Consider the following 12737-nt stretch of genomic DNA (forward strand, 5'->3'; position numbering starts at 1 on the left):
GTCAGACCTCCCCGTCGGCGAGCCGGCGGACGACCACCCGGTCCAGCTTGCCCGAGGCGTTCCTCGGGACAGCGGGCACGACGGTGAGGCGTCTCGGCAGCTTGTAGCGGGCCAGTTGCCCTGCCGCCCACGCGTGCACGGTCTCCAGGGTGACCGCTGTCGGGTCGTCCACGCTCAGCACGGCGGTCACCAGCTCCCCCCACTGCTCGTCGGGTATGCCCACGACCGCGACGTCGGTCACACCGGGCATGGCGGACAGAACGCGTTCGACCTCGGCGGGGTAGACGTTCTCCCCACCACTGATGATCATGTCTTTGAGGCGGTCGACTATGTAGAGACAGCCGTCCTCGTCGAGGTATCCGATGTCGCCCGAGTGGAACCAGCCGTCCTCGTCGAAGGCCGCCCGGTTCGCCTGCGGGTTGTTCCAGTAGCCGGCGGTGACGTTCGGGCCGCGGACGACGATCTCCCCGGGCTCTCCCGCCTTGACGGACCGGTTGGTCGCGGCGTCGACAACCCGGACCTCGGTGAAGGGCATCGGTATGCCGGCGGAGCCGATCTTGTCCAGCGTGCGCTCGGCCGGCAGATGGGTGGCGAACGGAGCGGTCTCGGTCAGCCCCCAGGCCTGCTGGAGCAGCAGCCCGTGCTCGGCGTAGAGCGAGATCAACGAGGGCGGTACCGGCGCTCCCGCGACCACCACCGACCGCAGTCCGCTCAGGTCCGCCTCGAACAGGCCCGGTACCCGGGCGAGGGCGGCGAACATCTGGGCCACCCCGAACATGGAGTTCACCCCGTGCGTCACGAGATCGTCCAGACACGCCTGGGGCTCGAAGCCGCGGCGGATCACCACCGTGCCGCCGCGCACCAGGGTGCGCAGCACGAAGCTGTTCAGTGCGCCCACGTGGAAGAGCGGCGCGGCGGCGTACGTGACGTCACCGCGGCGGGTGTCCAGGCGCAGCTCCACGTTCACGGAGTTCCACCAGATGTTGCCGTGGGTCAGGACGACACCCTTGGGCGTTCCGGTGGTGCCGGAGGTGAACATGAGGATCGCGGGGTCGTCCGCGCCCTTGGCCGCCACGCCGGCGGCCGGGAGCGCGGACGCGAGCAGCGGCGACCACGCCTCCCAGCCCACGGCGTCGGTCGCCGGCGCCTCGCTGTCGTCGTCCACGAGAAGGAACCGGGCAAGGCTCGTCCGGCCGCGTATCGTGTCCACGCTCTGCCTGTGTCCTTCCTCGCAGATCAGGGCGGTGGCACCGCTGCCGTTGAGCACGGCCTCCAGTTCGGCCTCGGCCAGCCGGAAGTTGACCGGGACGAAGACGGCACCGAGCCGGAACACGGCCAGCATCGTCACCAGGAACGAACTGCTGTTGAGACCGAGATACGCCACACGGTCCCCGTCGACGATGCCCCCGTCCGCCAGGACGCCCGCGAGGCGGGCCGCCTTGTCGTCGAGTTGGGCGTAGGTGAGGTCGCCTCCGGCATAGCGGACGACGACGGTGTCCGCGTGGTAGCGGGCGTTGCGTTCGACCGCGGCGGCCGCATTGAGGTCGACCCGCAGGCCCGAGTTGGCCTGGTGCGGGGTCGTGGCGAACGTGGTCACGAGCGGCTCCTCGTTGAGCTACGTCTGGCGTTGTCGAGTGTCAGAGGTGGTCGCCGCCGGCGGCGGTCGCGAACCCGCGTACGCCGATGCCGCCGTCGGCATTGATCGCGTGTCCGGTGATCGGACCGCTCTGGGCACTGGAGGCGAGCAGCACGTAGGACCCGGTGAAGTCACGGGGGTCCGTGCTGGAGTCGTGCAGCGGGATGGGCGGTGGCGGGGAGCCGGGTGCCTTCTTCGCGAACGACGTCGAGATCGAACGGCCGGCGAGCGCCAGCGCCGCGGGGCCGCGCAGGTCGGTGTTCATGCCGCCGCAGGCCACGCCGTTGACACGGACCTTCGGGGCCAGTTCGTAGGCGAGCTCACGCATCAGTCCCAGGCATGCGTGCTTGCTCGCGGTGTAGAGGGGGCCGCCGCCGTTGACGTAGAAGGAGGCGTTGGACAGCGTCATGACGATGCTGCCGCGGGTTTTGACCAGCTCCCGCCAGGCGGCCTCCGCGGCGAGCGCGTATCCCTTGACGTTGACGGAGAAGATCTCGTCGAAGGTGGAGTCCAGTTCCGCGGGGCTGAGCCGGGTGAGCTGGCGCTGGTAGTCCCACAGGCCCGCGTTCGTGACGAGCGTGTCGAGCTTGCCGAAGCGGTCGACCGTCTCGGCGACGGCGGCGTGCAGGGCCGCCGAGTCGCGCACGTCGGCCTCGACGGCGTGGATCCGGGAGGGGTCGGGCGCCGCCTGGACGACCTCGTCGAGCCGGGTCTTGTCGCGGCCGACGATGGTGACCGAGGCTCCCTCGGCGAGGAAGCGCTCGGCGACGGCCCGCCCGATGCCCGAGCCGCCGCCGGTGATCAGGGTCGCGTAGCCCTCCAGCCAGCCGCCGCTCATGACGCGTCCCGCGTGAGGAAGTCGGTGACCATCCGGTCGAACTCGGGCTGCCGTTCGAGCTGCACCCAGTGACCGCACCTGCCGAACACGTGCAGTTGGACGTCCCGGATCTGCTTGAGCATCAGCTGGGCGCCGTCGAGGGTGATGGTGCGGTCGTCCCGGCCCCAGAGCAGCAGGGTCGGCGCCTTGATCCTGTGCAGGTCGCGCCAGAGGGGGTCCATGCCGCCGCGCCTGGCGAAGGCGGCGTTGTACAGGTGGTAGAAGGCGATGTGGCTCTCGTCGAGGGAGGACTCGTAACGGGCCCGGACGACGTCCTCGCCGAACTGCTTGTGGTCGTAGACCATGGTGCGGATGAACGCGGCCATCTTCTTCTCGCTGGGCCCACCGCCGTTGTAGTAGCGGAACATCTCCTTCTGTCCCTCGGTGGGTGTGGGACCGAAGGGCAGCCAGCCGCCGCCGGGTGCCATGAGGACGAGGCGGGTGACCCGGTCCGGGCGCTGCTGCGCCATGGCGATGGCGGCCGCTCCGCCCAGGCTGTTGCCGAGCAGGTGGAAGGTGCCGATGCCGAGTGAGTCGAGGGCCTGGTACAGGGCGTCCACCGTGATCTCGGTGATGGACCGCTGCTGGAGGTCCTCCTCCGTGGGACGGTAGCTGGCGCCGAAGCCGGGCTGGTCCGGCAGGATCACCCGGAAGTGCTCGGCGAGCGCGGGAAGGTTCTGCCGGTAGTTGCTGACGCCGCCGGCGCCGGGCCCGCCGCCGTGCAGCATCACCAGCACGGGCCCCTCGCCGGTTTCGGCGACGGCGATCTCACCGAGTGAGGTGGTCACGCGATGACGCTTGAGTTCGAGGTCGGTCACGGATGTTCCCATCGGAGAGGCACGTTCAGAAGAAGGTCGAGATGTTCTTGGCCTGGAGGATGTTCTGGTCGAGGAGGATGGTGCGGCGCGCGACCTGGAGGCCTCCGTCGCCGGTGCGGCGCAGGATGTCGGTGCGGCCGCCGGCGAAGACGTTCTCCTCGCGCTCCAGCCGGTTGCGGTAGACCAGGAACGCGGACCGCACCCACAGGTCGTCCTCGGTGAACCCGTGGTGGTCGGCCGGGTCCACGTGCCGGACCATCACGTTCGTGACCAGATGACGGGTCCGCGAGGGCGGATCCTCGGCCCAGGCCATCCCGGAGTCGAACCGCCTGATGCGCCAGGCGAGGCTCTCCTTGGTCTCGTCGTAGAAGGCGGCCTCGCCTCGCGCGGCCACGGACAGCGCCTGCTGGCGACGCAGCCGGTTGGTGCGGGTGGGCATCCAGTAGTCGAGGTCGTCGGCGAGCAGGTCGAGCCAGTCGGCGTAGCGGCCGTCGTCGAGGAGGGCGGCCTCTTCATAGTAGAACTGCTCGACCTCGAAGTGCGTGTCCCGGTCCGCGCGCTCTCCCGCACGCGACCGGATCTGCTCAGGGGCTGTACTCACGGTGTCATTCGATCCCTTCTCCGGGCCGGGGTGGTACGGGCTGTGCCGCTGGGCGGCACATCAGCCCCGCAGCAGGTCGCGCGGCTTCACGGACGTGTCGGCCAGCCGGGCCGCGTCGACGGGGATGCGGCGGTCGATCATGCGGCGCGCCGCGCGTACGGCCGACGGGTCGTCGACGGAGGCGGCGGCGACGACAAGTCCGTCGCGCAGGCCGAAGACCGCGCAGGACGGCCCGTCGAAGGAACCGCGCACGACCGTGTGCGTGGCGGCGTCCATGTGTCCGACCGCCTCCACGTGACGTGCGTGCCGGTCCGTCCAGAACCAGGACACCGTCTCCTCGGGCGGCGTGGCACCGAGGAGGGTGGCGGCCGCGCGAGCACCGTCGTGGCGGGCGGCCTCCCAGTGCTCGGTGCGCGGCAGGAGAACACCGCCCCGGCGGACTCGGGCCGGGTCGCCGACGGCGAGCACGGCCGGATGGGAGGTGGTCCGCCGCTCGTCGACCACGATGCCGCGGTCCACCTCGAGACCGGCACCCTGGGCGAGTTCGGTGCACGGCACCATGCCGACACCGAGGACGACGGCGTCGTACACCTGCGGTGCGGCGGATGTGGTGAGCCTCGCCTCGATGCCGGTGCGGCGCTGCTCGAAGGACTCCACGGATGCCTGGACGGTGGTCACGCCGTGCAGGGCGTGCAGCCTGTGCAACCAGGCGCCCAGCTCGGGGCCCAGCGCACCGGCCAGCGGAACGGCCACGGGATCGACCAGGTCGACCTGGCATCCCAGGCGTACGGCGGTGGAGGCGACCTCGGCGCCGATCAGCCCGGCGCCGACGACGAGCAGACGGGCGCCCGGCACCAGGGACGGGCGCAGTCGGTCGGCGTCGTCCGCCGTCCGGAGCACATGTACGCGCTCGCTGTCGATGCCCGGGATCGGCGGACGGGCCGCGCCACCGCCGGTCGCGAGGACGACGCGGTCCGCGGGCAGCAGATGGCCGTCCGCGAGCTCGACGGCCGCGTCCCGTGGCCGCAGCGCGGTGACGGCCGTCCGGTTGATCAGCCGTATCCGCTGGTCGTCGTACCACTGGGACGACTGCAGCGCGATCTGCTTGATGTCCTTGGTGCCGGCCAGGAAGTCCTTCGACAGGGGCGGCCGGTCGTACGGGAACTCACCCAGGTCGACGAGGGTCACCTCGCCCTCGAAGCCGCCGGAGCGCAGGGACGCGGCCGTGCTGACCCCGGCGATGCCGCCGCCGACGATCACCACGCGTTCGGTCATGGTGTCTCTCCCGGGAAGAGATAGACCTCGCCGTCACGGACCTCGACCCGGTGCGGGCAGGCGTTCCTCGTCGCGGGCAGGCCCTGGACCTCGCCGCTCCTCAGGCAGAACTTGCTGGAGTGCAGAGGACACTCCACGAAGCCGTCTTCCACCCAGCCGTCCGCGAGGGAGGCGGTCTCGTGGGTGCAGGTGTCGTCGAGCGCGTAGACGCTGTCATCGGTGTCGCGCAGCAGGGCGATGTTGTCCGAGGTGCCGGTGATCGCCTTGTCGACGGCGATTCCCTCGCCCTGGGGGATGTCGTCCAGGGACGCGACGCGGATTCCGTTGCTCACTTCTTCTCCTCGTGCCAGGCGGCGGTGTTCATCAGCTCGCGCCAGCGCCCGTAGAAGGCGCGTCCGCCCGCGTCGCTGTACAGCTCGCTGGTCCGGCCCGGATAACGGCCGTCCTCGCGCTCCGAGCCCAGCCCCATCTGGTAGTTCAGGGCGACGCCGTTGGTGATGAAGCCGTGCGAGATGGCCTGCACCTCGCTCCAGTTCTCGCCGTCGTCCTGCTCGAAGATGCCGCTGGGGCCGAACGTCCGCAGGTTGTAGAGGCGCTGGGCCTCGCGGACGTCCTCGGGCATGGACTTGTCGACGATGGTCCAGGCCCAGACCTCCATCCTGTCCGGGCCCTTGGGGTGCCAGACCCGGATCGAGCCGTTGACCGGGAGGTAGGAGAAGTTGGGGAAGACGGTGGCGTGCCCGTTGGTCAGCGGACCCTCGACCCGGGCCTCGCCCAGCCGCTCCCGCAGCGCGTCGTAGTCCATCCACTGGTGCACGGTCTGCGCGTCGAAGCGGTTCCTGGGGTGGACCGGGAAGCCCGCGCCGTTGCCGTGGGCGTCGGAGTACTGGCGGCCGGTGCGGTGCACGACCTCGTCCTTGGGCTTCTTGCCGGGCGGCGCGAGGACCATCAGGGCCGAGGCGTGGCTCATGTTCACGTGGTACCAGTCGGTGGCGAACTGCTCGGCCGCCAGCTTCCAGTTGCCCTCCAGGACCCACTTGTGGACCCCGCCGACGACGACCGTGCCCTCCTCGTCGTGGTCGAGCATGGCGTCCATGTACCAGGCCATGTCGCCCAGCGACTCCCGCAGCGGCAGGGGGTCCGGGTTCCAGGTGCCGAAGACCAGACCGTGGTAGCTCTCCACGTGGGGCACCTCCACCAGGCCCCACTTCCCCTCGTCGAAGGCGTCGGGGTAGCCGTCCTTGTTGGGCACGCTGATCAGCGCCCCGTCCAGGTTGAAGGACCAGCCGTGGTAGGTGCAGGTGAAGTTGCGGGTGGTGCCGGAGTCCGCGCGGCAGACACGGGCGCCGCGGTGGCGGCAGGAGTTCAGGTAGGCGCGGATCCGCCGGTCACGGTCGAGGGTGACGATGACCGGGTCCTCACCCATGTACGTGGTGAAGAAGTCGCCGGGCTTGTGGAACTGGTCGGTGTGCGCGAGGAACAGCCAGCTCGGCGCGAAGACACGGCGCAGTTCCTGCCGGTAGAGCTGCTGGTCGGTGAAGATGACGCGGTCCAGCAGTCCGCCCTCGGTGTCCACGAGCCCGGAGACGTCGATGTTCCGTGCCAGGTCTGCCGGACGCCGCAGGGCCCCGTGCGGGGCCGCCGTGGCCGCGCCCTGGGGTTCGTTCGTCGAGGTCATGGGCACAGGCAACAACAGGGGCGAAGAGGTGTGCCACGCGTCGTGCCGCATAGTGGCACACCGGCTGTCGGACCCGGGCGCCCTCGGGAGAGCGTGCTCACATGCTTGCCGCAATCGCCGTCTCCCAGAGCGCGACCGACCCGTTGTCGGGGCTCGTGACGGGAGACATCCCCAAGCCCGAGCCGCGCCCCGGATGGTCCACGGTCCGCGTGGTCGCGTCCTCCCTCAACATGCACGATCTGTGGACCCTGCGCGGGGTGGGCCATCCTCCCGAGCGGCTGCCCATCGTCCTCGGCTGCGATGCCGCCGGATACGACGAAGACGGCAACGAAGTCCTCGTCCACCCGGTGATCGCCGACCCGGACGCCGGCCTCGGCGACGAGACCCTCGACCCGCGACGAGCCCTGCTGTCCGAGCAGCACCACGGCGCGTTCGCCGAGTACCTGTCCGTGCCCACCCGCAATCTCATCCCCAAGCCGGCCTGGCTCACCTTCGCCGAGGCCGCCTGTCTCCCGGTCGCCTGGGGCACCGCTTATCGCATGCTGTTCACCCAGGCGGGCATCCGCGCCGGCGACCGGGTGCTCGTCCAGGGGGCCGGCGGTGGCGTCGCCTCCGCCGCGATCAAGCTCGCCGTGGCCGCGGGAGCCGTCGTCTACGCGACCAGCCGCAGTGCGGACAAGCGGGCGCAGGCCGAGTCCTGGGGCGCGCGCAAGGCCGTACCGACCGGCGAGCGGGTTCCCGAGCGGGTGGACGTGGTGGTCGAGACGGTCGGCGAGGCGACCTGGTCGCACTCGCTCAAGTCGCTCCGCCCGGGCGGCACGGTCGTGATCGCCGGGGCGACCAGCGGCACCAACCCTCCCGCCGACCTCGGTCGGGTCTTCTACCTCCAGCAGCGCATCCTCGGCTCGACCGGCTGCACCCGCAGTGAGCTGGTCGGCCTGCTGAAGCTGATGGACGCCACCGGGCTGCGTCCGGTCATCGACCGCGCCCTGCCGCTGGACGAGATCCACAAGGGCTTCCAGCTCATGATCGACGGGCGGCTCACCGGCAAGCTCGTCATCCACCCGCCCGCCCCCGAACAGTGAGGAGCACCGCGATGACCACCGCCGCCGTCGGCCTGTCCCACTCACCCCTCATCGGCAAGAACGACCCGGCTCCGGAGGTCCTGCGCTCCGTCGAGAACGCCGTCGACGCCGCGCGCGCCTTCGTCCGTGCCTTCGACCCCGAGCTGGTCGTCCTGTACGCCCCCGACCACTACAACGGCTTCTTCTACAAGGAGATGCCCCCGTTCTGCCTGGCGACCGACGCGAACGCGGTGGGCGACTTCGGCTCCGCCGCGGGACCGTTGTCGGTCGACGCCGAGGCCGCCCGCGCCCTCGCCCGCGGTGTTCTCGACCGAGGCGTCGATCTGACCGTCTCGGCCCGCATGACCGTCGACCACGGCTTCGTGCAGCCCCTGGAGGTCCTGTTCGGCGGCATCGACAGGATCCCGGTCGTCCCGGTCTTCGTCAACGGCGTCGCCACCCCGCTCGGCCCGGTCAGCCGCATCCGCGCCCTGGGCACCGCGATCGGCGAAGCGGCGGCGGAACTGGACCGCCGCGTGCTGTTCCTCGCCTCCGGCGGCCTCTCCCACGACCCGCCCGTCCCGGTCCTCGACGGTGCCCCGCCCCGGGTCGCCGACGCCCTCATCGAGGGCCACCCGCCGACGCCCGAACAGCGGGCGCGGGGCGAGGAGCGGGTCGTCCAGGCCGGCCGGGACTACGCCGCCGGCTCGACCACGATGATCCCGATCAACCCGGCGTGGGACACCCACGTGCTCGACACCCTGGAGAGCGGCCGCCTCGGCGACGTGGACGGCTGGAGCGTGCAGTGGATGAGCGCGGAGGGCGGCGGCTCGGCCCACGAGGTGCGCACCTGGATCGCCGCGTTCGCGTCCCTCGCCGCCGCCGGTCCCTACCGCATGACCTCCCGCTTCTACGCGCCGGTCCCCGAGTGGATCGCCGGCTTCGCGGTGGCCACGGCAGAACAGGAGCCGACCCGATGACAGAGCGCACAGAGCGCGAAGCCGCGATCGGGATCGCCGCGGACCGGCTGCTCACGGCCGCGGACAAGCAGGAGCCCTGCGCCCCGGTCCGCGATGTGCTGGGCGCGGAGGACATCGACGGCGCCTATCAGGTCCAGAGGCGTCTCACCACGCTCCGGCTGGCCGGCGGGGCCGTCGTGAGCGGGCGGAAGATCGGGCTCACCTCCCCCGCGGTGCAGCAGCAACTCGGCGTGGACCAGCCCGACTTCGGCGTTCTGTTCGCCGACATGGACGTGACGGCCTACCCCGAGGTGCCCATGTCCCGGCTGCTACAGCCGAAGGCGGAGGCGGAGATCGCCTTCGTCCTGGCGGCGGACCTGGACGGCGACGACATCTCCCCGGCCGACGTCCGCGCCGCGGTCGCCTGCGCGGCACCCGCGCTGGAGATCGTGGACAGCCGCGTCGCCGGCTGGGACATCACCATCACCGACACGGTCGCCGACAACGCCTCCAGCGGACTGTACGTCCTCGGGGAGGCACGCCTGCCGCTCGACGCGTTCGAACCGCGCGCGGCGACCATGCGGATGTTCCTCGACGACGTCCTCGTGTCCGAGGGAACCGGCGCCGCCTGTCTCGGCGACCCTCTCACCGCCCTGCTCTGGCTGGCCCGCACCGCTCGCGCCTACGGGGAGCCCCTGCGCGCCGGGCAGGTCGTCCTGTCGGGCGCGCTCGGTCCCATGGTCGGCGTTTCCCCCGGAGAAACCGTTGTGGCGGAGATCTCCACGCTCGGCACGGTTTCCGCGACGTTCAGCGAGAAGGACGCGTCATGAAGAAGACCAAGGTCGCCGTGATCGGCTCCGGCAACATCGGCTCCGATCTGATGATCAAGGTCATCCGGCTCTCGGAGACGCTGGAGATGGCGGCGATGGTCGGCATCGACCCGGACTCCGACGGCCTCGCCCGCGCCCGCAGGCTCGGCATCCCCACCACCTCCGAGGGGGTGGCCGGCCTGGTCGCCCTGGACGGCTTCGGGGACATCGAGATCGTCTTCGACGCCACCTCGGCCAAGGCCCACATCGCCAACGCCGAGCGGCTGAAGCCGTTCGGCAAGACGCTCATCGACCTGACCCCGGCCGCGATCGGCCCGTTCGTGGTTCCACCGGTCAACCTGGACGACCACCTCGGCGCCGGCAACGTCAACATGGTCACCTGCGGCGGCCAGGCCACGATCCCGATCGTCCACGCCATAGCGCGGGTGACTCCCGTCGCGTACGGGGAGATCGTCGCGTCCATCGCCTCCAGGTCCGCGGGCCCCGGCACCCGAGCGAACATCGACGAGTTCACCGAGACCACCTCGGCCGCGATCGAGAAGGTCGGCGGTGCCGCCCGCGGCAAGGCGATCATCGTGCTCAATCCGGCCGAACCACCGCTGATCATGCGGGACACGGTGTTCTGCCTGATCGGCGACGCCGATCACGACGCCGTCCGGTCCTCCGTCGCCGGCATGGTGGCGGAGGTCGCCCAGTACGTCCCCGGCTACCGGCTCAAGCAGGACGTCCAGTTCACCCCCGTACCACCCGACGAGCCGGTGCACACCCTGCTGCCCGCCGACGCGCCCGAGGTGACCACCAGGGTGTCGGTCTTCCTGGAGGTGGAGGGCGCCGCCCACTACCTCCCGGCCTACGCCGGCAACCTCGACATCATGACCTCGGCCGCCCTTCGTACCGCCGAGCGCATCGCCGGACACGCACGACAGGGGGCCCGGGCATGACCAGAGAACTGTACGTCCAGGACGTCACGCTCCGGGACGGCATGCACGCCGTACGGCACCGCATCGAGCCCGCCGACGTCCGCCGCATCGTCGCCGCCCTCGACGCGGCCGGCGTCGACGCCATCGAGGTGGCACACGGCGACGGCCTGGCCGGCGGCTCACTGAACTACGGCCCCGGCAGCCACACCGACTGGGAGTGGATCGAGGCCGCCGCGTCGGTCCTCGAACGGGCCACGCTCACCACGCTGTTGCTGCCCGGCATCGGCACCATCGCCGAACTGAGGCACGCCTACGCGCTCGGTGTCCGGTCCATCCGCATCGCCACGCACTGCACCGAGGCCGACGTCGCCGCCCAGCACATCGGCACCGCCCGCGAACTCGGCATGGACGTCTCCGGCTTCCTGATGCTCAGTCACATGGCCCCGGCCGGGAAGCTGGCCGAGCAGGCCAAACTGATGGAGTCCTACGGCGCGCACTGCGTGTACGTCACCGACTCCGGCGGCCGCCTGACCATGGACGGCGTCCGCGAACGTGTCCGCGCCTACCGTGAGGTGCTGAACCCCGAGACGCAGATCGGCATCCACGCGCACCAGAACCTCTCGCTGGCCGTGGCGAACTCCGTCGTCGCCGTGGAGGAGGGCGTGACCCGGGTCGACGCGTCGCTGGCCGGGCACGGCGCGGGCGCGGGCAACTGCCCGATCGAGCCGTTCGTCGCGGTGGCCGATCTCCAGGGCTGGAAGCACGGCTGCGATCTGTTCGCCCTCCAGGACGCGGCGGACGATCTCGTGCGACCGCTACAGGACCGTCCCGTCCAGGTCGACCGCGAAACCCTCACCCTCGGGTACGCGGGTGTCTATTCCAGCTTCCTGCGGCACGCCGAAGCCGCGTCCCGGCAGTACGGCATCGACGTCCGCAGCATCCTGCTGGAGGTCGGCAGGCGGGGGCTGGTCGGCGGTCAGGAGGACATGATCGTGGACATCGCACTGGACCTGCTCCGGCCGGCGACCGCTGGAGCGTGACAGGCAGGGCATGGCCCTGGCCATCGGGGCGGGGAGACGAGGTCGGTCGTCTCCCCGCCCGTTTTCGTGGCCTGCGCGCGCCGAGGATCCCGTCGACTCGGGGTTTGCGTTTACATCGCCGTAGCAGTCATTTACATTGGACGTGTGTCCATCTGAATGGCCGCCTGGAATGCAACCCGGAGCCCGTTATGCCCGCGTCCTCACCACTCTCGGATCAAGCCCGCCCCCTGTCTCAGGGCGCTCCCACCGTCGCCTCCGAGCAGCAGACCGCGGTGGACAAGGCCCTCGTGCTGCTCAAGTCGCTCGCGGAACTGGACGGGGAGGTCGGCGTCAGTGAGCTGGCGCGGCGCTCCCAGCTGACCAAATCCACCGCCTTCCGGCTGCTGGGTATCCTCCACCGCAACGACCTGGTCGAACGCGTCGGCAGCAACTACCGGCTGGGCTCCCAGATCTTCGACATCGGCACCCGCGCGTACGGCCCGACTCCCCTGCTGCTGCGGGAGCTGCTGATGCCGTACCTCGCGGACCTGTACGAGCTGACCCACGAGACCGTGCACCTCGCCGTGCTGCACGGCACCGAGATCGTGTACGTCAGCAAGCTCCACGGTCACCGCGCAGCCCACTCGCCCTCCCACGTCGGCGCCCGGCTGCCCGCGTACTGCACGGGTGTGGGCAAGGCCCTGCTGGCCTTCGACCACGACGCGGCGGAGGCGGCCACCGCCCAGGGACTGCCGGCGCGCACCGAGCACACCCTCTCCGACCCCGACCGTTTCCGGGCAGCCCTGGGCCGCATCCGCCAGGACGGCATCGCCTACGACCACCAGGAGGCCGCCCCAGGCCTCACCTGCGTGGCCGTGCCGGTCATGGGCGCGACCGGCCGTCCCGTGGCCGCCCTCTCCATCGCGGGCGCCGACACCCGCTTCGATCCGGCCCGGTTCGCCCCGGCGCTGCGCCGGGTGGCCCACGAGGCCTCCCGGGCGGTCATCGCGGCCCGCACGCGGCAGCGGCGGCCCGCCGCCATGGCTCGTCCCTGACCTGT

The 12737-nt window shown here is 70.9% G+C and carries 13 protein-coding genes; 6 read left to right on the forward strand and 7 right to left on the reverse strand.

Annotation, left to right across the window (positions count from 1 at the left end; translation table 11 throughout):
- Position 1 precedes the first annotated feature (1 nt).
- Genes AB0P24_RS18250 through AB0P24_RS18280 form a run of 7 tightly spaced genes read right to left on the reverse strand, consistent with a single transcriptional unit; the run spans position 2 to position 6885 of the window.
- Positions 2–1597 (reverse strand): long-chain fatty acid--CoA ligase, encoded by a 1596-nt coding sequence (locus AB0P24_RS18250; RefSeq protein ID WP_365795079.1) that lies wholly within the window; start codon positions 1595–1597, stop codon positions 2–4.
- 40 nt (positions 1598–1637) lie between these two features.
- Positions 1638–2474, reverse strand: a complete 837-nt coding sequence (locus tag AB0P24_RS18255; RefSeq protein ID WP_365795081.1) for an SDR family NAD(P)-dependent oxidoreductase — start codon at positions 2472–2474, stop codon at positions 1638–1640.
- Positions 2471–3331, reverse strand: coding sequence for an alpha/beta fold hydrolase (locus AB0P24_RS18260; protein ID WP_365795083.1), 861 nt, complete (start codon positions 3329–3331; stop codon positions 2471–2473). Before AB0P24_RS18260 ends, AB0P24_RS18255 begins: the two co-directional genes overlap by 4 nt.
- A gap of 25 nt (positions 3332–3356) precedes the next feature.
- On the reverse strand, positions 3357–3932 hold the full coding sequence (locus AB0P24_RS18265; protein ID WP_365795085.1) for a 3-phenylpropionate/cinnamic acid dioxygenase subunit beta: 576 nt from the start codon (positions 3930–3932) through the stop codon (positions 3357–3359).
- Between the two features lie 60 nt (positions 3933–3992).
- Positions 3993–5207 (reverse strand): FAD-dependent oxidoreductase, encoded by a 1215-nt coding sequence (locus AB0P24_RS18270; RefSeq protein WP_365795087.1) that lies wholly within the window; start codon positions 5205–5207, stop codon positions 3993–3995.
- On the reverse strand, positions 5204–5539 hold the full coding sequence (locus AB0P24_RS18275; RefSeq protein WP_365795089.1) for a non-heme iron oxygenase ferredoxin subunit: 336 nt from the start codon (positions 5537–5539) through the stop codon (positions 5204–5206). The genes AB0P24_RS18270 and AB0P24_RS18275 overlap by 4 nt, the downstream gene beginning before the upstream one ends.
- A complete protein-coding gene (locus tag AB0P24_RS18280; protein ID WP_365795091.1) occupies positions 5536–6885 on the reverse strand; it encodes an SRPBCC family protein in 1350 nt (449 codons plus the stop codon). Before AB0P24_RS18280 ends, AB0P24_RS18275 begins: the two co-directional genes overlap by 4 nt.
- A 101-nt stretch (positions 6886–6986) precedes the next feature.
- On the opposite strand from AB0P24_RS18280, the gene AB0P24_RS18285 reads away from it, so the two are divergent.
- The 6 genes from AB0P24_RS18285 to AB0P24_RS18310 all read left to right on the forward strand — a co-directional run bounded on the left by AB0P24_RS18285 (position 6987) and on the right by AB0P24_RS18310 (position 12732).
- Positions 6987–7970: a zinc-binding dehydrogenase gene (locus AB0P24_RS18285; RefSeq protein WP_365795093.1), complete on the forward strand. Its 984-nt coding sequence runs from the start codon at positions 6987–6989 to the stop codon at positions 7968–7970.
- A gap of 11 nt (positions 7971–7981) precedes the next feature.
- Positions 7982–8929 carry a 3-carboxyethylcatechol 2,3-dioxygenase gene (locus AB0P24_RS18290; RefSeq protein ID WP_365795095.1) on the forward strand — a complete coding sequence of 316 codons (948 nt, stop codon included), beginning with the start codon at positions 7982–7984 and terminating at the stop codon, positions 8927–8929.
- Positions 8926–9738 (forward strand): fumarylacetoacetate hydrolase family protein, encoded by an 813-nt coding sequence (locus AB0P24_RS18295; RefSeq protein ID WP_365795097.1) that lies wholly within the window; start codon positions 8926–8928, stop codon positions 9736–9738. The genes AB0P24_RS18290 and AB0P24_RS18295 overlap by 4 nt, the downstream gene beginning before the upstream one ends.
- A complete protein-coding gene (locus AB0P24_RS18300; protein WP_365795099.1) occupies positions 9735–10679 on the forward strand; it encodes an acetaldehyde dehydrogenase (acetylating) in 945 nt (314 codons plus the stop codon). Before AB0P24_RS18295 ends, AB0P24_RS18300 begins: the two co-directional genes overlap by 4 nt.
- Complete coding sequence (gene dmpG / locus AB0P24_RS18305) at positions 10676–11698, forward strand: 4-hydroxy-2-oxovalerate aldolase (protein ID WP_365795102.1); 1023 nt, start codon at positions 10676–10678, stop codon at positions 11696–11698. The genes AB0P24_RS18300 and dmpG overlap by 4 nt, the downstream gene beginning before the upstream one ends.
- A gap of 272 nt (positions 11699–11970) precedes the next feature.
- The gene (locus AB0P24_RS18310) at positions 11971–12732 is read left to right on the forward strand and encodes an IclR family transcriptional regulator (protein ID WP_365795104.1); all 762 of its coding nucleotides are present in this window, start codon (positions 11971–11973) and stop codon (positions 12730–12732) included.
- The last annotated feature ends 5 nt before the right edge of the window (positions 12733–12737 follow it).

Origin of the sequence: Streptomyces sp. NPDC086519 (assembly GCF_040686075.1) — a bacterium.
In the GTDB taxonomy this organism is placed as follows: Bacteria; Actinomycetota; Actinomycetes; order Streptomycetales; family Streptomycetaceae; genus Streptomyces; species Streptomyces shenzhenensis.

Bases quoted from the DNA above. Each gene is read 5' to 3' on its own strand.
- AB0P24_RS18255 (WP_365795081.1), bottom strand. From the start codon at position 2,474: ATGAGCGGCGGCTGGCTGGAGGGCTACGCGACCCTGATCACCGGCGGC.
- AB0P24_RS18270 (WP_365795087.1), bottom strand. From the start codon at position 5,207: ATGACCGAACGCGTGGTGATCGTCGGCGGCGGCATCGCCGGGGTCAGC.
- AB0P24_RS18280 (WP_365795091.1), bottom strand. From the start codon at position 6,885: ATGACCTCGACGAACGAACCCCAGGGCGCGGCCACGGCGGCCCCGCAC.
- AB0P24_RS18285 (WP_365795093.1), top strand. From the start codon at position 6,987: ATGCTTGCCGCAATCGCCGTCTCCCAGAGCGCGACCGACCCGTTGTCG.
- AB0P24_RS18290 (WP_365795095.1), top strand. From the start codon at position 7,982: ATGACCACCGCCGCCGTCGGCCTGTCCCACTCACCCCTCATCGGCAAG.
- AB0P24_RS18295 (WP_365795097.1), top strand. From the start codon at position 8,926: ATGACAGAGCGCACAGAGCGCGAAGCCGCGATCGGGATCGCCGCGGAC.
- AB0P24_RS18300 (WP_365795099.1), top strand. From the start codon at position 9,735: ATGAAGAAGACCAAGGTCGCCGTGATCGGCTCCGGCAACATCGGCTCC.
- dmpG (WP_365795102.1), top strand. From the start codon at position 10,676: ATGACCAGAGAACTGTACGTCCAGGACGTCACGCTCCGGGACGGCATG.